The organism is Vibrio sp. HA2012 (assembly GCF_002812955.1).
In the GTDB taxonomy this organism is placed as follows: domain Bacteria; phylum Pseudomonadota; class Gammaproteobacteria; order Enterobacterales; family Vibrionaceae; genus Vibrio.
In genome coordinates this window covers 1-22,079 of the sequence record NZ_PFXK01000014.1, presented here as the reverse complement: position 1 = coordinate 22,079, position 22,079 = coordinate 1, and the positions used below count along the sequence as shown (strand labels likewise).

18 protein-coding genes, 1 tRNA gene, 2 rRNA genes and 1 riboswitch are annotated in these 22,079 nt (G+C 45.5%); of the genes, 6 read left to right on the top strand and 15 right to left on the bottom strand.

Translation table 11 applies throughout. The features are described 5' to 3' along the window. Positions 1–31: 31 nt before the first annotated feature. A complete protein-coding gene (gene recQ, locus CSW98_RS17190) occupies positions 32–1,870 on the bottom strand; it encodes an ATP-dependent DNA helicase RecQ (protein WP_100801716.1) in 1,839 nt (612 codons plus the stop codon). Positions 1,871–2,132: 262 nt separating this feature from the next. Between recQ and rarD the strand changes: the two genes are divergently transcribed. From rarD to CSW98_RS17175, 3 genes are all read left to right on the top strand, one after another. After that, positions 2,133–3,050, top strand: a complete 918-nt coding sequence (gene rarD / locus CSW98_RS17185; RefSeq protein ID WP_100801715.1) for an EamA family transporter RarD — start codon at positions 2,133–2,135, stop codon at positions 3,048–3,050. 72 nt (positions 3,051–3,122) lie between these two features. Then, on the top strand, positions 3,123–3,926 hold the full coding sequence (locus tag CSW98_RS17180) for an AraC family transcriptional regulator (protein ID WP_100801705.1): 804 nt from the start codon (positions 3,123–3,125) through the stop codon (positions 3,924–3,926). An 80-nt stretch (positions 3,927–4,006) separates the two neighbouring features. After that, complete coding sequence (locus CSW98_RS17175; RefSeq protein ID WP_100801704.1) at positions 4,007–4,663, top strand: LysE family translocator; 657 nt, start codon at positions 4,007–4,009, stop codon at positions 4,661–4,663. Between the two features lie 643 nt (positions 4,664–5,306). Here the strand turns inward: CSW98_RS17175 and uvrD are convergent. From uvrD to CSW98_RS17155, 3 genes are all read right to left on the bottom strand, one after another. After that, entirely contained in the window at positions 5,307–7,478 is a 2,172-nt protein-coding gene (gene uvrD, locus CSW98_RS17165) for a DNA helicase II (RefSeq protein ID WP_100801702.1), read from the bottom strand. A 278-nt stretch (positions 7,479–7,756) separates the two neighbouring features. After that, positions 7,757–8,041, bottom strand: a complete 285-nt coding sequence (gene tsrA, locus CSW98_RS17160; RefSeq protein WP_100801701.1) for an H-NS-like global regulator TsrA — start codon at positions 8,039–8,041, stop codon at positions 7,757–7,759. A 272-nt stretch (positions 8,042–8,313) separates the two neighbouring features. Then, complete coding sequence (locus CSW98_RS17155) at positions 8,314–9,516, bottom strand: multidrug effflux MFS transporter (RefSeq protein ID WP_100801700.1); 1,203 nt, start codon at positions 9,514–9,516, stop codon at positions 8,314–8,316. 112 nt (positions 9,517–9,628) lie between these two features. On the opposite strand from CSW98_RS17155, the gene CSW98_RS17150 reads away from it, so the two are divergent. Continuing rightward, on the top strand, positions 9,629–10,591 hold the full coding sequence (locus tag CSW98_RS17150; protein ID WP_100801699.1) for a LysR family transcriptional regulator: 963 nt from the start codon (positions 9,629–9,631) through the stop codon (positions 10,589–10,591). 109 nt (positions 10,592–10,700) lie between these two features. Further along, on the top strand, positions 10,701–12,485 hold the full coding sequence (locus tag CSW98_RS17145; RefSeq protein WP_100801698.1) for an aminopeptidase P family protein: 1,785 nt from the start codon (positions 10,701–10,703) through the stop codon (positions 12,483–12,485). A gap of 98 nt (positions 12,486–12,583) precedes the next feature. On the opposite strand, the gene thiH is transcribed toward CSW98_RS17145, so the two are convergent. From thiH to ilvC, 8 genes are all read right to left on the bottom strand, one after another. Beyond that, entirely contained in the window at positions 12,584–13,696 is a 1,113-nt protein-coding gene (gene thiH, locus CSW98_RS17140; RefSeq protein ID WP_100801714.1) for a 2-iminoacetate synthase ThiH, read from the bottom strand. Position 13,697: 1 nt separating this feature from the next. Further along, on the bottom strand, positions 13,698–14,468 hold the full coding sequence (locus tag CSW98_RS17135; protein WP_100801697.1) for a thiazole synthase: 771 nt from the start codon (positions 14,466–14,468) through the stop codon (positions 13,698–13,700). Positions 14,469–14,473: 5 nt separating this feature from the next. Next, positions 14,474–14,677, bottom strand: a complete 204-nt coding sequence (gene thiS, locus CSW98_RS17130; RefSeq protein ID WP_100801696.1) for a sulfur carrier protein ThiS — start codon at positions 14,675–14,677, stop codon at positions 14,474–14,476. After that, positions 14,661–15,500: a HesA/MoeB/ThiF family protein gene (locus CSW98_RS17125; protein WP_232733550.1), complete on the bottom strand. Its 840-nt coding sequence runs from the start codon at positions 15,498–15,500 to the stop codon at positions 14,661–14,663. The genes thiS and CSW98_RS17125 overlap by 17 nt, the downstream gene beginning before the upstream one ends. After that, positions 15,487–16,269, bottom strand: a complete 783-nt coding sequence (thiE, locus tag CSW98_RS17120; RefSeq protein WP_100801695.1) for a thiamine phosphate synthase — start codon at positions 16,267–16,269, stop codon at positions 15,487–15,489. Before thiE ends, CSW98_RS17125 begins: the two co-directional genes overlap by 14 nt. Then, positions 16,269–18,215, bottom strand: a complete 1,947-nt coding sequence (thiC, locus tag CSW98_RS17115; protein ID WP_100801694.1) for a phosphomethylpyrimidine synthase ThiC — start codon at positions 18,213–18,215, stop codon at positions 16,269–16,271. The genes thiE and thiC overlap by 1 nt, the downstream gene beginning before the upstream one ends. 118 nt (positions 18,216–18,333) lie before the next feature. Next, positions 18,334–18,431: riboswitch (TPP riboswitch) on the bottom strand. A 51-nt stretch (positions 18,432–18,482) separates the two neighbouring features. Next, entirely contained in the window at positions 18,483–18,878 is a 396-nt protein-coding gene (gene crcB, locus CSW98_RS17110; protein WP_100801693.1) for a fluoride efflux transporter CrcB, read from the bottom strand. A gap of 176 nt (positions 18,879–19,054) precedes the next feature. Continuing rightward, positions 19,055–20,539: a ketol-acid reductoisomerase gene (gene ilvC / locus CSW98_RS17105; RefSeq protein WP_100801692.1), complete on the bottom strand. Its 1,485-nt coding sequence runs from the start codon at positions 20,537–20,539 to the stop codon at positions 19,055–19,057. A gap of 133 nt (positions 20,540–20,672) precedes the next feature. Here ilvC and ilvY point away from each other — a divergent pair, with 133 nt between their 5' ends. Then, positions 20,673–21,563, top strand: a complete 891-nt coding sequence (ilvY, locus tag CSW98_RS17100; protein ID WP_100801691.1) for an HTH-type transcriptional activator IlvY — start codon at positions 20,673–20,675, stop codon at positions 21,561–21,563. Between the two features lie 104 nt (positions 21,564–21,667). Here ilvY and rrf (CSW98_RS17095) read toward each other — a convergent pair. From rrf (CSW98_RS17095) to rrf (CSW98_RS17085), 3 genes are all read right to left on the bottom strand, one after another. Further along, a 5S ribosomal RNA gene (rrf, locus tag CSW98_RS17095) occupies positions 21,668–21,783 on the bottom strand. A gap of 35 nt (positions 21,784–21,818) precedes the next feature. Then, positions 21,819–21,894 (bottom strand) — tRNA-Thr (locus CSW98_RS17090). Between the two features lie 67 nt (positions 21,895–21,961). Continuing rightward, a 5S ribosomal RNA gene (rrf, locus tag CSW98_RS17085) occupies positions 21,962–22,077 on the bottom strand. Positions 22,078–22,079 lie beyond the last annotated feature (2 nt).

Below are 22,079 nucleotides of genomic sequence, written 5' to 3'. Positions count from 1 at the left end.
AACCGCTTTTGGGTTACGGATGACCAAAAGCTTAAGAACCATGGATAAGGTGTTCCTGAATCAAATCCAGAAAAGGGTTAGCGTAGCGCTCAAGCTTGACTTGTCCGACACCATTCACAGCCAACATTTCCCCATAAGACGTTGGCAGAATTTCAGCCATATCCATCAATGTTGCATCACTGAATACTACATATGGAGGCAAGTCGTTTTCATCTGCAATGGATTTACGGAGCTTACGAAGCTTAGAAAATAAGGCTTTGTCATAATGCCGGTTTGCCAGTTTATCTGACCTTGCAGATCGCGCAGAAGTATCCAGACGCGGTACAGCCAGCTCCAGAGTCATTTCACCACGTAATAAAGGTCGGGCTTCTTCTGTCAACTGCAACGTTGAGTTGCGGGTAATATTCTGCAGCAACAGCCCCTTATGAATAAGCTGCCGCATAATGCTGATCCAGTAGTCATGGCTATGCTCGCGCCCGATACCGTAAGTACTGAGTTTATCGTGTCCCTGCTCCCTAACCCGTATATTCTGCATCCCGCGCAATACTTCCACCACATAGTTCATACCAAAATTTTGATTCACACGGTATACGCAAGAAAGTGCCTTTTGTGCCGCTTCTGTGGCATCAAAATGTTTGGGAGGATCCAGACAGATATCACAGTTGCCACATGGTTTTTCCCGATACTCACCAAAATAATTCAGTAATACCTGACGCCGACAGGTCTGAGCCTCCGCAAATGCATGCATAGCATTCAGCTTATGGTTTTCTACTCGTTTCTGCGGGCCTTCTTCCTTTTCATCCAGAACCTTGCGCAACCAGCCCATATCGGCCGGGTCATACAGCATCATGGCTTCAGCAGGCAACCCATCCCGCCCGGCTCGGCCAGTTTCCTGATAGTAAGATTCAATATTCCGCGGGATATCAAAATGCAACACAAACCGTACGTTAGGCTTGTTGATTCCCATTCCAAAAGCAACTGTCGCAACTACAATCTGGATATCGTCTTTCTGGAATGCTTCCTGCACATATGCTCTCTCATCCGCATCCATGCCAGCATGATAACCGGCCGCACGGATATGGTTATTGCATAACTTCTCGGTCAGCATTTCCACTTTTTTACGGCTGCCACAATAAATAATGCCGCACTGGCCTGTCTGCGCCCCCAAGAAGCGAATAACCTGTGAAACCGGCTTATGTTTTTCAACCAGATTGTAGCGGATATTCGGGCGGTCAAAACTTCCCAAATAGATATGAGGCTCATCCAGAAGCAAACGGGAAATAATATCGGTGCGGGTTGCATCGTCTGCAGTAGCAGTCAGAGCCATCATTGGCACATGCGGAAAATGCTGTCTCAATTGACCAAGTGCTGCGTACTCAGGACGAAAATCATGCCCCCACTGAGAAATGCAGTGCGCTTCATCCACCGCAATCATAGACAGCTGTAAAGCAGACAAACGCTCCCGGAAGTCATTAGTAAGTACTCGCTCCGGAGAAACATACACTAATTTGAGCTGACCGTTATTCATCTGGTTAAATACAGAGAGCAGCTCATCTCTCGGCATGCTGGAGTTGACGCACGCAGCAGCCACGCCATCCGCCTTAAGCTGATCGACCTGATCTTTCATCAGTGAAATCAGTGGAGAAATCACCAGTGTCAGCCCCGGCTTAGCTAGCGCAGGAATCTGATAACAAAGCGACTTCCCCCCCCCCGTTGGCATAATAACCAGACTATCACGTTCATTGATCGCGGCATCAATAACTTCCATCTGCCCAGCCCGAAAGCGCTGATAACCGAAAGTTTCCCGCAAAATAGTCTCCGGAGACACAGGGAAAGGCCTGGATTGTTCAGCTAGCAAAGTGGAGGTCATAACATGTCCGAAAGGTTCAATCGTCAGGTTCAGGCTGTAAATCTGTATATTCACTACAGTCGGCCAGAGGCGGATTATTGTATACTCAAGTGACCTTAAGATGCGAGTCTCCACACGATTTTATTAGCGATCCCGCGGTTATACTCCACAATGGACATATCCTTAACCTCCTTTTAGGACTGGTGAATTCTTATACTAGATTGTGATCTTGATCGGCTTTATACTGCCATATTATCCCAGCACAATCACAAAACCTTTTAGTATGGATATCAACGAATCTCAACGCTCCCGGCAAGGAGTTATTTTTGCCCTTGGCGCTTACGTTATGTGGGGAATTGCCCCCATTTACTTTAAAGCTATCAGTATAGTCAGTGCTCCAGAGATTCTCAGCCACCGGATTATTTGGTCATTCTTTTTTCTCGCACTACTTATCCATCTGGGTCGTCGCTGGAAAGCTGTTCGTAATGTGTTACAACATAGAAAGACCATGCTCTGCCTGCTGACGACAGCTCTTCTGGTTGGTGGTAACTGGCTGCTTTTTATCTGGTCCGTAAATGCCGGGCATATGTTGGAAGCGAGTTTGGGATACTTTATCAATCCGCTTATCAATGTACTGTTTGGCATGCTATTTCTGCAGGAGAAACTGCGCTCCCTACAATGGTTTGCCGTTATTCTGGCTCTGGCCGGAGTCACAATACAGATTATCGGCTTTGGTTCCGTCCCCTTAGTTTCACTCGGGTTAGCAACCAGCTTTGGCCTGTACGGATTATTACGTAAGAAGATTAATCTTGATGCCCAGACAGGACTTTTTATCGAAACCCTTCTGTTGCTACCGGTTGCGGCTCTCTATCTGCTGTTTATTGCAGATACCCCGACCTCTGATATGTTCAAAAACGGTACAACATTGAACCTTCTTCTGCTGGCTGCCGGACTGGTGACTACCCTACCATTACTCTGTTTTAATGGTGCCGCAACCCGCCTCAAACTCTCTACGTTAGGTTTTTTCCAGTATATCGGTCCGAGTATGATGTTTCTTCTGGCTGTGTTTATTTACGGTGAAGTGTTCGAACCAGAAAAAGCCATAACGTTTGCCTTTATCTGGGCGGCTCTCATCGTGTTTAGCCTGGACGGACTAAGCCATCACAAAAAAAGCCGACAGCTTGCTGCCCGTACCGAGTGATCGTTTTTTACAAGACAAACTGCCCCTCAAAAGATAAGCTTGGTTATATTCTAACCAAGTTTTTTTATTACCATGGATAAGATCAGCTATCAAACAACCTCCAGCCAGTCGATCAGCCTGATAGCCGCAGACTACAAGAAATTTGCTTTTCAGCGTCATTATCACCTGGATTTTCATATCGGACTGATTACCCAAGGGCTGCAGAAGTTCCACCATAAAGGATCCAGCCATAAGGTCGGGAACGGACAAATAGTGATAATGCCGCCAGACGAACTGCATGATGGCTATGCGTTGTTCGACTCCGGCTACCAGTCCCGGGTATTTTCGATCGAACCACGCTGGTTCAGCGAGTTGGCAGATCTTAAACAAAACGGTCAAATTATCAGCTTTAATCAGTTGATCATCTCGGATCCCAGCCTGTTTTCACAACTTGTTAACCTGCATAACCTGTTGATGTCCCCTAACAGCAGTCAGTTAATGAAAGATTGCCTGCCTATGGAAAGATTTCACCGACTTTTTGATCGTTTTGGATCACAACGAAGAACTGCGCCTATACCTCTGGGCGATAAGTCCGTTGAGGTGCTGAAGGAATACCTGATCGCGAATCTGGATCAGCCCGTCCGGTTAAAGCAGCTGTCTGATCTGTGTAACCTTAGCCCTACTCAGTTCCAACGTCACTTCAAGGCCAGAATGTCGATAACACCCTATGCCTGGCTAACCTGCCTTAGGCTGGAGCACAGTATGAAGCTGTTAAAATCAGGACTATGCAGCACCGAAGCCGCTCATCAGGCTGGTTATTATGATCAGGCTCATTTCAGTAAAGCGTTCAAGCACTGTTACGGCATATCCCCCTCTCAGATACAACGCGCCATATAAACACTGTCAGTAATTTACAATCATCTTCGCTAGCAATACCTCACAATAACGCCACCGTCACACAACAAAGTAATAACCAGATGAACGAAGTCACCATTCTCCTTACCTTAGCTACCGTCCATTTTCTTGCTCTGATGAGTCCGGGACCGGACTTTGCTCTGGTCGTCCAGAACGCCGCCCGCTACGGCAGGCAGACCGGAAGTTATATCGCGCTGGGCTTGTCCTTTGGTATTCTCACTCATTCAATATTAAGCCTAACTGGGGTGAGTTATCTGGTACAGCAACATCCTATGCTGTTTACTCTGCTTCAGTTCTCAGGAGGAAGCTACTTGCTGTATCTGGGGCTTAGTGCTCTGAAAGGGCTGGTTCAGCGTCGTAGCACGTCAGAAAGCTCTGACGAAGGAAAGACGCTACATAATAAAATACGCAGTAAGCGTCACGCTTTCTCTCGTGGTTTTTCTACCAATCTCCTTAACCCCAAGGCACTGATATTTTTTGTCAGTCTTATGTCGAGCCTGGTGCCCGCCGATATGTCGCTAACAGGCAAAGGTATCGCCCTGGTGATTCTATTTGGTCTGTCTTTACTGTGGTTTTCTCTTCTGGCCTGGGTTCTGTCAGCCAAAGTAATGCAAAAAAAACTGCATGCAATAACCCCCTATATTGATACAGTTTGTGGTGTGCTGTTTATTCTGCTCGGGGGAACAATACTCTGGCAATCCCTGCTGACATTGGCTTAACTTACGACTTAGTTTCTTACCCACGTCAATGATTCGGTACTTGCAAAGAAGAAATACGGGCATATTTGCCTCCCCTCTTGTGCGAGATCTCTTACAAATACGTAAGCAAAAATCGTTTTTTGTGGTAAGCCCTTACCATAGCTCATGCATAATGTATTGATATTATTTTATTTTTATAGGAAATCACCGATTAGTTTAATTTGTAATCCATTTCACATTATTGCTGATTTTCTGATTTTAGCTAATATTTATTGTGTCAGAAGGATACTGACAAGGAATAGGAAAGCACCACGGATTGGTAATCTTCAGGAAGAAGATTCGGTTATTCAGGATGGATAATCGGCATGGATAGCAGACAGGAACACCTCTGGATGAGGCAAGGACTGAACATCAGGATGATGTAAGGGACACCGCTCAGGGAACAAGTGAAGTGCGCTAACGAGGATTGTTAGCAGATCAGGATAGGATCAAGGACACCGCTAGGAAGGCGACGAAAGGATTAAGCTGAAGGAATCAGCATACTATCAAGGATTCGATGCATGGAGCACATTGAGTAGCTGGATTGCTGCGAGTAAGACCATAGCCCCGGTACTTCGGTATCGGGGCTTTTCTTTCATATCATTCAGGTACAGTGTTTAGGATATTACATTGACTCCAGCTTAGCATACTGAGTCACCAGCCATTTAATACCTTCACCATTAAAGGCTACTTGTACCCGGCTTTGTGCGCCACTACCTTCAAAATTAATGATCGTTCCCTCACCGAACTTGGGATGTTTTACCCGCTGCCCAAGCGTAAATCCGGTTTCATTAAAATTATCTTTAACCGCAGTCTTAGAAAAGCGTCCACTACTAGCCGGACGGCTAACCTGAGCCTTCATCCGTACCTCTTCCAGGCATTCCTCCGGAAGTTCACGGATAAAACGAGACGGTTTGTGGTATTTATCCTGGCCATATAAACGTCGCATTTCAGCATACGTAATGTACAGTTTTTCCATCGCTCGAGTCATACCGACATAGCAAAGCCGACGCTCTTCTTCCATCCGTCCGGCTTCTTCAGCTGACATCATGCTGGGGAACATCCCCTCTTCAACACCGACCATAAATACCAAAGGAAATTCCAGCCCTTTAGCACTATGCAGAGTCATCAGTTGTACCGCATCATCAAACTCATCGGCCTGTCCTTCACCTGCTTCCAGAGCGGCATGGGCAAGAAAAGCAGACAACACGGTCATCTCTTCAGCTTCTTCCGGTTTTTCAAACTGGCGGGTGGCATTTACCAGCTCTTCAAGGTTTTCGATTCGTGACTTTGCCTTTTCCCCTTTCTCCTGTTCGTACATAGAAAACAGGCCTGACGCTTTGATTGTATGATCTGTTTGTTCAAACAAGGCCTCTTCTGCCGTGTCATCTTCCATGGCATTTATCAGCTCGATAAATCGACTTAGAGCACCGGAAGCTCTGGCAGGAAGAACTTGCTCCCGGATCAGGGCTACGCTGGCATCCCACATTGTAGTGCCCCTCTCCCGGGCAGCAAAACGAATCGTTTCAAGCGTTTTATCCCCCAATCCACGCGGAGGTGTATTCACAATTCGTTCAAACGATGTATCGTCATTACGATTTGCCATCAACCGTAAATAACTCAACGCATCTTTAATTTCCTGACGCTCGAAGAAGCGCATTCCCCCGTATATACGGTAAGGTAACCTTGCCTGGATTAATGCCTCCTCCAAAACACGAGACTGAGCATTACTACGATATAGGATAGCGGTGTCAGTAAGCGCCCCGCCATTTTCCTGCCACTCTTTAATCTTATTAACAGTAAAACGGGCTTCGTCCAATTCATTGTAGGCTGAATAAACTGAAATCTTTTCCCCCTCACAACCGTCAGTCCATAGCTCCTTTCCCATACGTTCTGTGTTATTGGCAATCAATTCATTAGCAGCGTTCAGGATCATCTTGGTAGAACGATAATTCTGCTCCAGACGTATGGTTTCAACCCCGGGGAACTCCTCACAGAAACGATGGACATTCTCAATTTTGGCGCCACGCCAACCATAAATAGACTGATCATCATCACCAACAATCATGACATTACAATCTGGGCCAGCCATCATTCTCAGCCATGCGTACTGAATATTATTGGTATCCTGAAATTCGTCCACCAGGATGTGCTTGAACCGTGCCTGGTAATGCTCACGAATATGTTTCTTTTCCCGTAACAGTTCATGGGTACGTAGCAGAATTTCAGCAAAATCGACCAGACCGGCACGATCACATGCTTCCTGATAAGCCTTATAGATTTGTAACCAAGTTCGGGTAACCGGATCCCGATAATCATCGATATGTTGAGGACGCAAGCCTTCATCTTTTTTACCGTTTATCCACCATGCAGCCTGACGAGCGGGCCACTGCTTTTCATCCAGATTCTGGGCTTTAATCAAGCGGCGTAACAACCTCTGCTGATCTTCAGAATCAATAATCTGAAAGTCTTCAACCAACCGGGCATCCAGATAATGAGCTCGTAAAATACGGTGGCAAATTCCATGGAAAGTTCCGTTCCACATACCGGAAGCACTACCCATCATTAGTTCTTCAATACGTCCTCGCATTTCTGCAGCGGCTTTATTGGTAAAAGTAACGGACATAATTGAAAATGGGGATGCGGCTTCAACCGATATTAGCCAGGCAATACGGTGTACCAAAACCCGGGTTTTACCACTACCGGCTCCGGCCAGTACCAGCGTATTTCCTAGTGGAGCAGCCACTGCCTCACGCTGTTTATCGTTAAGCCCGTCAAGTAATAAAGATGCGTCCATGGTTTGTTCCCAAAGGTCTATATACTGGTTATATATACATAACTACGATTATACCTAAACCACTCAAATATACCACCTTGTTGGCACAAAGGAGTCGTTCGGGAAAAGCCATACTAGTTGATCAGCCAGATCTGAAAGATGTTATTTACTGAAGAGATAAAAAACATAAATGGTATAACGGGAATGCAAAAGTTGCCGCTAAGAGCGACAACTCAAAAAAGAACAATATGTATGAAAAAAATAAAACCAGAAAACATAGGCTTTATTTACTGTGGTTATTATTTATTATTCAGATAGGCTTGTAGCTCTTCTACAGAAATGCCCTGCTCAGCAAGTTCTTTTGCCATTAGCTGAACTTGTTCACCTTTACGGGATTCGATGACGCGCTGAAACTGATAAACAATATCTCTCAACATATGTAGCGGAACTTGTTTCGCAGCACTGCGAATCCGCTCTTCGCTCTGGTTCCCCAGCTCATTGAGCAGCTTACCGAACATGATTTTTTCTGGTGATTCTTCTAACTGCTCTAATACACGAGCCATTTCATAAGTGGTCAAAGACATCTGAATATTGCTTCCGATATTTAATATAAAAACACCTGTCTAAATAATAAAAGGCAGTATACTGAGTTACAAAAAGGCGCCCAGATAATCCCGAATATCACACGGTACCTATGCCAATTATTTCAGAAAAGTGATAAGACCTGATTTGAGTGCTAAATATACACCTCTTATTACGTCAGTAAAATATTATTTCTCTATTTATGTCACATAACACTCAGTGCATTACATCAGATATACATTGAAAAACACCAGCAAACTTGTTCCGCAAGAGGCTACTCTACATGCAATGGGTGCCATTGCTGCCCTTTTCTGCTGAGCAGAACAACTAATGCGGGTGCCACTAAAAGCATGTGTAAAACAATAGAAAGACGATAATCCATTCCTGTCCGCTGTATTATGCCGACTAGCAGACCAGCCCCACTCATCTGAAAAACACCCAACAAGGCTGCAGCTGTTCCAGCCTTATCACCAAATGGAGCCAGTGCCTTACCCGCAGCTGATCCTAATATGAGGGCAAACCCTAACGTTGAGACAAAAATCGGCAACATAAATGCCCAGCCAGTCTGTAGAGGCATAAACCATAACATCATCCCTGCAGCAAATAACAAGGCAGTGATGCCGGTGAATAATGAATACCGGGTTCCTATTTTGTCCATAACCTTGGGTGCTGTAAATGCCGCTATAATATTAATAACAGCATTAATACCAAACCAGCGGGTAAATTCATTCATACCCAATCCCTGTTGATCCATTAAAATCACAGGAGCGGCAGTGACATAAGCCAGTACGACAGCCATTGCCAGCAGACACAGGGTTGCATTAAACAGAAAAACCGGATGGAGTAAAACCCCCATGTATCGGTTAAGCTTAAATACAGGTAACTTTTTCATCGTATCATTTGCAGGATTCGTTTCTTTTAAGCCCAAAAGTATGAGCCCTCCCGCAATCAGAGCAAAACCCGCCATAAAACTGAAATTACTGCGCCAGCCAAATACCTGTGTCAGATAACTGCCCAGTATGGGAGCCAATGCAGGAATAAAACATATTGCTCCGTTCAGATAGCTGATCATCCGCCCGCTGTTCTCTTTACCAAAGAGATCACGCACTGTCGCAAAGGCAGCAACAGCTGTTGCACACGCACCCAATCCCTGAATCAGTCTAGCAACCAGCATCCATTCAATAGTTTGAGCACCATACGCCATTACAGCACTTACACCATAAATCAGCACACCTCCAAGAGCGATATACCGCCGCCCGTATTTATCCGCTAATGGTCCGGCAAACAGTTGCCCAAGTCCCATAGTAAATAAAAACCAGGTCACGGTATCCTGAGCTAATGTATGTTCCACGTGGAACGACTCAGCAATCATAGGCAGTGCCGGAAGATAAATATCAATTCCCAGCGGACTAAACAACACCAGCAAAACCAAAATCATTAATTGAATTTTTTTTCGGTTACGGCTTAAGTAATCCATAGATAAGTTCCTTTGGTAAAGATTAGTGGCACCCAAATTCTATCCTCATTGTGATATTCCATATAATGATATATAGTTATATCTATTATTCCATTATGGAAACAGGATAAGTATGAGTATCGAAGCTATCGCCAGAATGGATATATCCTTGCTTGTTTGCCTCAAAGTCCTGACAGAAGAACTGAGTGTGACGCGTACCGCTCATCGATTGTGTCTCAGCCAATCGAGCGTCAGTAAGTCTTTAGCCCGACTGCGCGAGCTATTTGACGATCCTCTGTTTATCCGACATTCTCATGGATTGCGCCCTACACCTAAAACTCTATTTCTAAAACCCAGACTGGATAACCTGATTAGCCAAATTGAAAGCCTGTCGGAACCTGAAACCTTTTCTCCAGCCAGATCAATCCACAAATTTAATATAGCTCTGGTTGAAAGCTGTTATTCTCTGATCCTCCCTCATTTTGTACCCGCTCTGTTTCATCAAGCTCCCTCCATACGGCTGAAAACCCACAACTGGGATTCAAATACTTTTGCTGATCTGCAAAACGGACTTCTGGATATGGGTATTAAAGGGAGGGATATTACCCAGCATGGCTATAGTCAGCCTCAGGAAATACCCGCAGATATTATCGGTACTGAAATTTACCGCGATATTCAGGTTTGTCTGGTTCGTGACAAGCATCCGGTACTGACTCAGGAGTGGGATTTACAGACCTATCTGTCGATGCGTCATATACAGGCCGCCTGTGACGGAAATGACCGTTGGCTACTCGACTACCAGCTTGCTGATAAAGGACTGGAACGGGATATTGCTATGCTGGTGCCGGATTTTAACAGTGCGGTAAGCTTATGCTCTTATACTGATTTTATCTTTACCGTACCCAGACATTTTGCCCAAATGGTAACAACAAACAACAGACTAAGGCAGCTTCCTCTGCCAACGGAATTACCTCCTTTTGCCTATACATTATTCTGGAACAAGTATAGAGAAAACGAGGCTAATATCAGCTGGATGAAAAATCTGATCATAGATCATACTCAGAACCTTCACGTGTTATCCCCCCCGACAGATTAAAACAGATTTGCCTGAAAACACTAAACGCGCTAGCTTATTTCACCAGTAGCCCTTAAATGTTCAGCAGATTATTAAGGGCTTAACTTCATTCTTATCAAGAGGCCCGTTTATGAACGACACCATAGTGGCGAGAGTCAGCCAATTAAGACAATGGCTTGAAGAACAACAACTGGATGCATTACTGATCCCCCATGAAGATGAATTTTTAGGGGAATACCTTCCCGCACATAATGAGCGGCTGGAATGGGCGACAGGGTTTACAGGGTCAGCTGGTGCAGCAGTAATCACTCGAGATACCGCCGCTATTTTTGTAGACGGGCGCTATACTGTACAAGTTAGAAAGCAGGCACCAGAGACCATCTTTCAGTATTGCCACTTAATTGAACAGCCACCACTTGCATGGGCAGCTAAACATCTGCCAAAGGGGTCTAAGCTGGCCGTTGATGCCAAACTGCACGCCTCATCCTGGCTGAAACATGCTCAACATACATTGCTAGATTCTGTTTCCATACACATAGTCACATCGAATCCAATTGACCAATTGTGGCGTGACAGACCTTCGCCTATGGTATCTGAGGTGCGTCTGATGGACGAAAGCCTGTCTGGTCTCTCCAGTACAGATAAAAGAGCACAGATATCTACTATTCTGCTGGATAAAAAAGCCGATGCAGCACTCCTTACGCAACTGGATTCTATCTGCTGGTTACTCAACATCCGCGGAATGGATGTGGCTTGCCTGCCGGTACTGCTCTCTTCTGCCGTGATCCATGCTGATAAAAGTGTCGATTTCTTCATCGAGCCTTCCCGTCTGCCTGCTGATTTTATCCAGCATGTCGGCAGCGGCGTTCGTGTCCACATGCCAGATAGCCTCGATGCTTTCCTGCAGACATTAGCCGGAAACCATGTTCTCGTTGATCCGGCCACCAGCAACGCCTGGTTTAGTCTGACTCTTCAGGAAGCCGGTGCAGCAATCATCGAGTCGGCTGATCCGTGCCAGTTGCCAAAAGCACAGAAAAACCCGGTTGAAGTCGCAGGGATGAAAGCCTGTCATATTAGAGATGGCGCAGCGATGGCCAAGTTTATGGCATGGCTGGATAGCGAGGTAGCAAACGGCCACCTACATGATGAAGCTTTGCTGGCTGATAAACTGGAAGTATTCCGCCGGGAAGATAGCTCGCTGGTTGATTTAAGTTTTGACACCATCTCAGCTGCGGCTGGTAATGCGGCTATGTGTCATTACAACCACAACAACCAGCCAGAACCCGGAAAACTTGAGCTGGGCAACTTCTATTTAGTCGATTCAGGTGCTCACTATCCGGATGGTACAACAGATATCACGCGAACAGTGGCCATCGGCGAACTATCCGAAGAAATGAAGCAGCAGTTTACTCTAGTACTAAAAGGCCATATTGCCCTATCTCAGGCACGATTCCCTAAAGGAACTTGTGGCCACCATTTAGACGCCCTTGCCCGTCAACATCTATGGTCTCATGGTTATGATTATGACCATGGAACGGGGCATGGTGTGGGTCATTGCCTGAGCGTACATGAAGGCCCGCAGCGCATATCTAAAGTCACAGCACCTACTGCATTAGTTCCTGGTATGGTCGTGTCTAATGAGCCGGGCTATTACCGCGCAGACGCGTTTGGTATTCGTATCGAAAACCTGGAACTGGTAACAGAGTTCACGACTCAGGGAGATTTCAGCGTGCTGGGATTTGAGTCACTGACCCGTTGCCCGATCGATAAACATTGTATTAAAGCTGATTTATTGACTCAAACAGAGAAGAAATGGCTGAACAATTATCATCAAACCGTGTTTGATGTGATCAGTCCATTAGTCGAAGGAGCTACACTGCAATGGCTGAGAGAGGCGACCAGTCCTCTGGCTTAATCGATTAGCAGACAGGAAAAATTAAAGCAGAGTCTTGTTAAAGAACTCTGCTTTTTTTATGTTTCACGTGAAACACTCTATTTCCACGCTACTTTCTACTATCCTGAATATGCATGGTGCCAATCCTTCCACACAGGATCGAGTCCATGTGACTGTACTGCTTGTTCAACCTCTATCGCCGAACGTTCATCACTAACAGAGAACTGCTCCAGTTCTGGTTCATGATTAGCATACCCACCGGGCTGGGTTTTTGAAGCGGCTGAAATGTGGGTGATCCCAAGCAATAATAAATTATCTCTGAACTCAGCGGATTCTCGAGTCGAAAGCGAGAGTTCAACTTCACCATTGAGCAGCCTGAATGCACAAATCAGCTGGACTAGTTGCTTATCTGACATCAATGAATTGTGGGTCAGGCTACCCGCACAAGGACGCAATCTCGGAAACGAAATAGAGTAACGAGAGCGCCAATAATGGTTCTCTAAATACGTCAGATGACTGGCAGCAAAAAAACAGTCAGTGCGCCAGTCATCCAACCCAATCAGGGCCCCCAAACCTATCTTATCAATACCCGCAGAAGCGATCCGATCAGGCGTTTCCAAGCGGTATGAGAAGTCCATTTTCTTACCGCGAAGGTGATGCTTTGCGTACTCCTTCTCATGGTATGTTTCCTGATATACCATCACTGCATCCACGCCCAGTTGTTTAAGTTCGGCGTATTCTTCTTCATCCAATGGCTGCACCTCAAGAGCCAGATAACTAAACTCCTGCTTAATGCGCGGAATCACCTTACGAAAGTAATCCATGCCTACTTTCGTCTCGTGTTCACCGGTCACGAGCAACACGCTATCAAACTTCATCGCCTTAATAACTTTCAGCTCCAGTTCTATCTCTTCGAGCGTGAGAACTTTGCGTTTAAGCTTATTACTCATCGAAAAGCCACAGTAGGTACAGTCGTTTGAACACAGGTTAGAGAGGTACAGAGGGACATAGAATGACACTGTATTTCCGAAACGCTTTCTGGTTAACGCATAGGACTGCTGAGCCATCGCTTCCAGATACGGTTCTGCTGCCGGAGATATCAACGCCTTAAAATCTTCGAGAGTACGCTTGGTTCTCACCAAGGCATTGCGCACGTCATTATCTGTCTTTTCGAGAATGGATAATCGTGTCCTTTCCCAGTCAGACTGTATTAGTTCATCCGAAAACGTCATCTTATGCACCCCCATCCAAGAATGCCGTCAGCGGGCTGGATGCTATCGCATGGTTTTCTGTCGCCGCCAAACCCGACTCGAAAGCCAGCCTGCCAGCTTGAACCGCCAGGCGGAAAGCGTTCGCCATCTGTACCGGGTCAGAAGCGGAAGCAATGGCCGTATTCACCAGAACAGCGTCAGCCCCCATTTCCATCGCCAACGCCGCATGTGAAGGTGACCCTATTCCTGCATCGACAATCACTGGCACCCTTGCCTGTTCAATTATAATCTGCAGAAAGTCCTCAGAGACAAGCCCCTTGTTTGTCCCAATCGGAGCCCCCAGAGGCATGACCGCAGCACAGCCAACTTCTTCCAGGCGTTTACATAAAACCGGATCTGCATGGCAATATGGCAGAACGATAAAGCCCTCTTCGACAAGCTTTTTCGCAGCTTTTAGTGTTTCGACTGGATCCGGCATTAGGTATTTGGGGTCAGGATGAATCTCAAGCTTAATCCACTGAGTTCCCAAGGCTTCACGCGCAAGCTGAGCGGCAAAGATGGCATCACCTGCCGTCTTTGCACCAGATGTGTTAGGCAGCAGATCAACGCCAGCCTGAATCAGAGGCTGAAGAATATCATCTTCCTGACTATCGATATCGACCCGTTTTAACGCCATGGTAGCCATCTGAGAACCCGATGCCTTAATGGCCTCTGCCATTATATCGCTGCTGGCAAATTTTCCGGTTCCGGTTAACAACCGGGATGTAAATGTTTTATTTCCTACGATCAGCATCTTAGTCAACCTCCTGCAATTGCTTGAAACAGCGAAATCTGATCACCATCAGTTAGAATAGTTTCACCCCATATATTTCTCGGAAGTATATGGCCGTTTATAGCGATGGCGCAGCCTTCAATAGCAATACTTTTTTCACTTATTAGATTCAGTAGGCTTATATTTCTACTCGCCAGGCTGATAGGTTTACCATTAACCAATACTCGCATAGAACTCTCCTCCCACTTTGGCTTCTGCCGTTGATAAACCCGATGCCTCAGTGTCCACTAATGAGCCACAGACCGGGCAAACAACATCCTTTTTCAGGATCAATGATTCCCATGTCATTTTCAGGGCATTAAATAGACGTAGCTCGGGTACAGAAAAACTCGTCAACCCAACCAGATATTTGATCGCCTCCAAAGCTTGCAGTGTCCCTATCATCCCTGCCACGGGACCGAGAATGCTTCCCTGATCACAACGGGTTTGTAGAGGGTTTTGTTCATATGGATAGAGGCAGCGATAGCAAGGCGCACTTTTATCCTGATAGTTAAAACCGATTAACTGTCCGTTCCATCCAGTGGCTGAACCGGAAATGAGCGTCGTTTTAGCCTCAAAACAGCACTGATTCACTGCCTGTCTCGTCGCAAAGTTGTCGCTACAATCAAGCACTAGATCCACCCTGATCACTTCCAGTTTGAGTCTGTGACCTTCAAGATAATCATCTACTGTTCTGATCCGCACAGATCGATTCAATCCGTTTAACTGGTTAGCCAGAGCAATAGACTTAGGGTTGCCAGAATCAGACTCTCGGTAAGCGACCTGGCGTTGAAGGTTAGAACTCTCTACTTTATCCCCATCAACCAGAATCATCTGGCCTACCCCTGCGGCGGCCAGAAAAAGCGCTGCGCTAGTTCCCAGTCCGCCACAACCGATAACCAGTACCCGAGCATTTTGGAGTTTCAATTGGCCTTCTTCACCCATTTCAGGGAGTGCAATTTGTCTTTGATAGCGGAGAAAATCGTTATCTGAGACAGTGTCAACATGCATCATTTTTGTCTCCTCCGAATCTTTGAGTAAAAAGCTGCATGAAATTCTGTACCGCCTGTTCGGTATCATCAGCTAAAGTAATCGCCCGAACTACCGCAAGGCTATCGACTTCACAGCGTAATACTTCGGGAGCATTATTTAGGTCTATTCCCCCAATGGCTACCGTTGGCATATCTGTATTCCAGATTCTGTTCACAGCGTCTATGAACCGTTGATAATACGCTAACCGCTTCAACCCCTGCGGCTCAGACGGCATCTGCTTTGTCGGAGTCGGAAAAACATGCCCTAAAGCGATATAACTTGGTCCGATACTTATAGCACGCAGGATCTCTTCGTATCCGTGCGTGGACACGCCCAGTCGCAATCCTGCGGTATATATTTGGTTTAGATCCGCAGTATCTAAATCCTCCTGTCCAAGGTGGACACCGTAAGCGCCATGCTTTACAGCCAGATGCCAGTAATCGTTGATAAATACCTGCGCGTTATATTCTTCACCAAGTTCAATTGCTTTTTTTATCTGGCTCTCAAGCTCTGGGTGATTAGTGTCTTTGATCCTGAGCTGAACCGTTTTCACACCAATTTTCAACAGCATCTCAATCCACCACACAGAATCTACTACCGGATAAAGACGAAATTGCTGTTTATCCAACAAAGGATAATGCTGTACAGGCTCCTGTAGAGTTCCCTCTTCTATTAACGCTTGGAAATGAGAAAATTCAGATTCTAATGTTTCACGTGAAACATCTTCTGCACGCCAACACCATTCAACCATTACACTTCCTCCCCCAATTCGTCCGCATCAAACAGCCGATAGAGTGCTGAGCCGGAAGATTTGAATTCTTCTGACTTCAGCTTCATGCCCTCATCAGCATCGGAGATATCCTTAGCCACTATAGGACTGCCAAAATTTAAGTCAGCATCAGCAGCATAATCCCGAACTTCTTGAGAGATTTTCATTGAACAAAACTTAGGACCACACATTGAACAGAAATGAGCAACCTTGCCTGATTGCTGAGGGATAGTCTCATCGTGATAACTACGGGCTGTTTCCGGATCCAGAGCCAGGTTAAACTGATCTTCCCAACGGAATTCAAAACGGGCTTTAGACATAGCATTGTCGCGGATCTGAGCACCGGGATGCCCTTTCGCTAAGTCAGCCGCATGAGCTGCAAGTTTATAGGTAATCAGACCGGCTTTAACATCTTCTTTATTGGGTAAGCCTAAGTGTTCTTTCGGCGTCACATAACACAGCATCGCACAGCCATACCAGCCGATCATGGCAGCACCAATCCCTGACGTAATATGATCATAACCCGGAGCGATATCTGTTGTCAGAGGGCCAAGCGTATAAAACGGAGCCTCATGGCAATGCTTCAGCTGCTCGTCCATATTGGCTTTAATCATGTGCATTGGGATATGCCCGGGTCCCTCAATAATGACCTGCACATCATATTCCCAGGCAATCTTAGTCAGCTCACCTAATGTATGCAGCTCGGCAAACTGAGCTTCGTCATTCGCGTCAGCTACAGAGCCGGGACGCAAACCATCTCCCAGAGATAACGCAACATCATATTGAGCACAAATTTCACAGATATCACGAAAATGCTCGTACAGAAAGCTTTCTGTATGGTGAGCCAGACACCACTTGGCGATAATAGAACCACCACGTGAAACAATACCGGTCACTCGCTTAGCGGTCATCGGCACATGATGCAGACGCAACCCGGCATGAATGGTAAAGTAATCGACGCCCTGCTCCGCCTGCTCGATCAGAGTATCGCGCATCACTTCCCAAGATAAGTTTTCAGCAACACCATTAACCTTTTCCAATGCCTGATACATAGGGACGGTACCAATCGGTACCGGACTATTCCTCAGTATCCATTCGCGCGTTTCGTGAATATTTCGTCCAGTCGACAGATCCATGACTGTATCCGCACCCCAACGAGTACTCCAAACTAGCTTTTCTACTTCTTCTTCTATCGATGAGCTGACTGAGGAGTTACCTATATTAGCATTCACTTTCACCAGAAAATTACGCCCGATAATCATTGGCTCAGATTCAGGATGGTTAATATTCGATGGAATAATCGCCCGACCTTCTGCAACCTCCTGCCGCACAAATTCTGGTGTAATAGTCTCAGGAAGATTAGCCCCAAAATTCTGGCCAGGGTGCTGACGATTTAGTTGCTCATCTCGATATTGTTCACGGCTCATGTTCTCACGGATGGCGATAAATTCCATTTCCGGAGTAATGATACCCTGACGGGCATAATGCAGCTGAGTCACACACTTGCCCGCCTTACCACGTCGAACACGTGGCAGATTCCCATACCGAAGCTCATCCAGTGTCTTATCTACCAGTCTTTCGATAGCGTACTCTGAGCTGACCCCATCCAGAATGTCTGTATCCTCTCGCTCCGCAATCCAGCCATCCCGTAACTTAGGAAGCCCCTGATATAGGTCGATAGCGTAGGCAGGATCAGTGTATACACCAGAGGTGTCATAAACATTTACGGACTCGTTTGGCTCGTAGAGAGGCTCATCTTTAGAACCACCAATCAGCGTATCTGCAAGCTGAATCTGACGCATAGGCACACGCATATCGCTTCTGCTGCCTTGCAGATAGACCTTACTTGAATTGGGATAAGACTGTACCGAAAGGGAATTTATAAACTGTTTCGCTTCCAGTCTGGCCTGTTTTTGGGTGAACGACATAGCATTTTCCTTATGTTATTTATGGAAGAAATGCTTATCGGAAAAATGCAGTTAGAGAAAAAATGACAGTAAGTGAATACCTACTGACTGGTAGATCTGCTGGCAAGCAGATAGTAACCTAGAGATTTCTCTTGTTCCCTTCGCAGGTTTTAACCTGATCAGGTTCAACGGATCCCGCAACGCGGTCTCAGCCAAATGGCACTCCGACAAGTAAATTGATTATATGGTAAGCAAGATTCAGGTAAAAGTGTTCTGTCCTATTTTATGTTAGCTATGCTGCATAAGTTTCATAAAAACATTCAACCCTATCCAGGCAGCAGAAATGCTAAGAATTACATTAAGCAATATGTTTATGCCCATCTTAAAAAATGCCCCTTGCTGCATTAATAGAACGTTGTCCATAGAAAAAGTAGAAAAAGTTGTCAATGCCCCAAGAAAACCAAGACCAATAATCTGCCGCCACGGTTCCGCAGATAAAAGCTCATTCTGAAATGCAGATACCAGTACCCCCATAATAAATGAACCAAGAACGTTAACCGTTAATGTTCCATAAGGGAAACCTCTCCCGAAAAGCATTACACAAAATTCTGAGATCAAATATCGTGAACAGGCACCAAATGCCCCACCCACAGCTACGTAACCTAAAATACTAAACTGTCCCATAACAACCTTCCTGAATAATAACCAGCCAATTCTACCGCTTAAAGCTCCATATAACCAACTGATAAACCGGGATTTCAGCCATCACTGACTAGCTCAGAATTAAAAAGTTACAGGAGTCACAAATAAAAAAGCCTAGCAATCGCTAGGCTCTTATTCTTCGTATTAGCGTTTAAGGATTAACCACCAACAGCAATACGTTTCATATCAGTCATGTAACCACGCAATTCTTCACCGATGAACTCTACAGGATGGTTGCGGATAACGTCGTTCACTTCGATCAGCTTCGCGTTATCAACTTGGTTAGAGATATCACCCAGACCTTTACCAATTACATCAGTACCCACGTTAGGCATGAACTTCTCGCGCAGAAGCGGAGTTGCTACGTTAGCAAACAGGTAGTTACCATATTCAGCTGTATCAGAGATAACCACGTTCATCTCATACAGACGCTTACGAGCAACAGTATTTGCAATCAGCGGAAGCTCATGCAGAGATTCATAGTATGCAGATTCATCAATAATACCTGAAGCAGTCATCGCTTCGAATGCCAGTTCAACACCCGCGCGAACCATAGCAATCATCAGGATACCATTATCGAAATATTCTTGTTCAGAGATCTCAACATCAGTTTCAGGATAATTTTCGAATGCTGTCTCACCAGTTTCTTCACGCCACTTAAGAAGATTTGCATCATCATTAGCCCAGTCAGCCATCATTGTGCTAGAGAACTCACCACAGATAATGTCATCCATGTGCTTGTTGTAAAGAGGACGCATCAGCTCTTTCAGCTCTTCAGAAAGCTCAAACGCTTTAATCTTAGCCGGGTTAGACAGACGATCCATCATATGAGTGATACCACCGAACTTAAGTGCTTCTGTGATGGTTTCCCATCCATACTGAAGCAGTTTACCTGCATAACCAGCATCAATGCCTTCAGCAACCATCTTCTCGTAACATACGATAGAGCCAGCTTGTAGCATACCGCAAAGAATCGTCTGCTCACCCATAAGGTCAGATTTAACTTCAGCAACGAAAGAAGACTCAAGACAACCCGCGCGGTGACCACCTGTTGCTGCAGCCCATGCTTTAGCGATATCCCAGCCTTCACCTTTAGGGTCATTCTCAGGGTGAACAGCGATCAGTGTAGGAACACCAAAGCCACGCTTGTATTCTTCACGAACTTCAGTACCAGGGCACTTAGGTGCAACCATCACAACGGTAAGGTCGTCACGGATTTGCATACCCTCTTCAACCACGTTAAAGCCGTGAGAGTAACCCAGAGCAGCGCCTTCTTTCATCAGAGGCATTACTGTTTCAACAACATTAGTGTGTTGCTTGTCAGGAGTCAGGTTTACAACCAAATCTGCTTGAGGGATCAGAGTTTCATAGCTACCTACTTCAAAACCATTCTCAGATGCGTTTTTGAAAGACTGACGCTTTTCATCAATCGCAGCCTGACGAAGGGCATAAGCCACATCAAGACCAGAATCACGCATGTTCAGGCCTTGGTTAAGACCCTGAGCACCACAACCTACGATAACAACCTTTTTGCCTTTCAGGAATTCTGCTTCATTTGCAAATTCTTCGCGATCCATAAAACGACAACGACCAAGCTGGTCTAGTTGCTGACGTAGGTTTAGTGTATTGAAATAGTTAGCCATTTTTAGAGACTCCTTTGAGAAACTGTCCGTTGGTCGGTGCGTTATCACCGAATGAAGTTATACTAAAGCAAGACGAAAATTGCTTAAAGTGATATATTTACAACTAATTATTGCAAATAATGCAACATATACTATGAATATAAAAAGTCTGCAGCTATTTATCCACCTGTGTGACAGTAAAAGCTTTAATAAAACTGCCACAGCGATGCATATCAGTCCGTCAGCACTCAGCCGACAGATACAGAAGCTGGAAGAAGAAGTCGGTCAGAGCCTCTTTATCCGCGACAACAGAAGTGTAGACCTAACTAACGCAGGTAGAAAGCTTTTGCCGGTTGCACTGAGTATAAGCAGCGAATGGTTTAGCTTACGCTCAGAACTATGTGAACAAACCAGAGAACTGAAAGGAGAACTAAGACTTTTCTGTTCTGTCACAGCAAGTTACAGTCATCTACCAGAACTGCTAAATGATTTTCGTTTAAGATATCCACAGATTGAAATTAAACTATCCACCGGAGATCCGGCTCAGGCAATAGATAGAATAATTAATGATGATGCCGATATTGCGATTTCAGCCATACCAGAGCACATACCAGCAAGATTAGCATTTGAGCTTATAGGGCAAATCCCACTTTCAGTGATAGCTCCCGTTGGAGTAAGCAATTTTTCTCAGGAATTAAAAAAAGACGTACATATATGGGATGACATCCCTTTTATTCTTCCTGAATCGGGTACAGCAAGAGAGCGAGCTAACAACTGGATGAAAAAAATGAAAATCCGGCCAAATATTTATGCACAAGTTGCCGGTCATGAAGCGATTGTGAGTATGGTAGCCCTAGGATGTGGTGTTGGTATAGCTCCGGATGTGGTAATCAACAATAGCCCTGTAAAAGATAAAATACAAAAACTAAAACTAGCTCCAATTAAACCGTTCGACTTAGGGATTTGCTGCAATCGTTCAAAATTGAATGATCCGTTAATTAAAGCATTATGGCATCTGGCTGAAGGTAAATATATTGCCCCATAAATGCAGAAACCCCAGCACAAATGCTGGGGTTTTCATTTAAGTTTTTTGCTTTTAGACTTCCCCTTAATAAAAAGGTCTTAAAAATCTGAAAACAAGAAAACAAAGCCTGGCGATGTCCTACTCTCACATGGGGAGACCCCACACTACCATCAGCGCTGTTGCGTTTCACTTCTGAGTTCGGCATGGAATCAGGTGGGTCCACAACGCTATGGTCGCCAAGCAAATTCTGTCTATTTGTCTTAAATAGTAAATAACTGGTGCTGATACCCAGACTCGAACTGGGGACCTCATCCTTACCAAGGATGCGCTCTACCACCTGAGCTATATCAGCACACGAAATACTGTATCCGGTGGACCAAAAAAGCCCGTTTGAAAAAACGGGCTTTTCTAAAATATGAGCCTGGCGATGTCCTACTCTCACATGGGGAGACCCCACACTACCATCGGCGCTGTTGCGTTTCACTTCTGAGTTCGGCATGGAATCAGGTGGGTCCACAACGCTATGGTCGCCAAGCA

Excerpts from the sequence above, each read along its gene's own strand:
- recQ (WP_100801716.1), bottom strand. The coding sequence starts at position 1,870 with ATGACCTCCACTTTGCTAGCTGAACAATCCAGGCCTTTCCCTGTGTCT.
- rarD (WP_100801715.1), top strand. The coding sequence starts at position 2,133 with ATGGATATCAACGAATCTCAACGCTCCCGGCAAGGAGTTATTTTTGCC.
- CSW98_RS17180 (WP_100801705.1), top strand. The coding sequence starts at position 3,123 with ATGGATAAGATCAGCTATCAAACAACCTCCAGCCAGTCGATCAGCCTG.
- CSW98_RS17175 (WP_100801704.1), top strand. The coding sequence starts at position 4,007 with ATGAACGAAGTCACCATTCTCCTTACCTTAGCTACCGTCCATTTTCTT.
- uvrD (WP_100801702.1), bottom strand. The coding sequence starts at position 7,478 with ATGGACGCATCTTTATTACTTGACGGGCTTAACGATAAACAGCGTGAG.
- tsrA (WP_100801701.1), bottom strand. The coding sequence starts at position 8,041 with ATGTCTTTGACCACTTATGAAATGGCTCGTGTATTAGAGCAGTTAGAA.
- CSW98_RS17155 (WP_100801700.1), bottom strand. The coding sequence starts at position 9,516 with ATGGATTACTTAAGCCGTAACCGAAAAAAAATTCAATTAATGATTTTG.
- CSW98_RS17150 (WP_100801699.1), top strand. The coding sequence starts at position 9,629 with ATGAGTATCGAAGCTATCGCCAGAATGGATATATCCTTGCTTGTTTGC.
- CSW98_RS17145 (WP_100801698.1), top strand. The coding sequence starts at position 10,701 with ATGAACGACACCATAGTGGCGAGAGTCAGCCAATTAAGACAATGGCTT.
- thiH (WP_100801714.1), bottom strand. The coding sequence starts at position 13,696 with ATGACGTTTTCGGATGAACTAATACAGTCTGACTGGGAAAGGACACGA.
- CSW98_RS17135 (WP_100801697.1), bottom strand. The coding sequence starts at position 14,468 with ATGCTGATCGTAGGAAATAAAACATTTACATCCCGGTTGTTAACCGGA.
- thiS (WP_100801696.1), bottom strand. The coding sequence starts at position 14,677 with ATGCGAGTATTGGTTAATGGTAAACCTATCAGCCTGGCGAGTAGAAAT.
- CSW98_RS17125 (WP_232733550.1), bottom strand. The coding sequence starts at position 15,500 with ATGATGCATGTTGACACTGTCTCAGATAACGATTTTCTCCGCTATCAA.
- thiE (WP_100801695.1), bottom strand. The coding sequence starts at position 16,269 with ATGGTTGAATGGTGTTGGCGTGCAGAAGATGTTTCACGTGAAACATTA.
- thiC (WP_100801694.1), bottom strand. The coding sequence starts at position 18,215 with ATGTCGTTCACCCAAAAACAGGCCAGACTGGAAGCGAAACAGTTTATA.
- crcB (WP_100801693.1), bottom strand. The coding sequence starts at position 18,878 with ATGGGACAGTTTAGTATTTTAGGTTACGTAGCTGTGGGTGGGGCATTT.
- ilvC (WP_100801692.1), bottom strand. The coding sequence starts at position 20,539 with ATGGCTAACTATTTCAATACACTAAACCTACGTCAGCAACTAGACCAG.
- ilvY (WP_100801691.1), top strand. The coding sequence starts at position 20,673 with ATGAATATAAAAAGTCTGCAGCTATTTATCCACCTGTGTGACAGTAAA.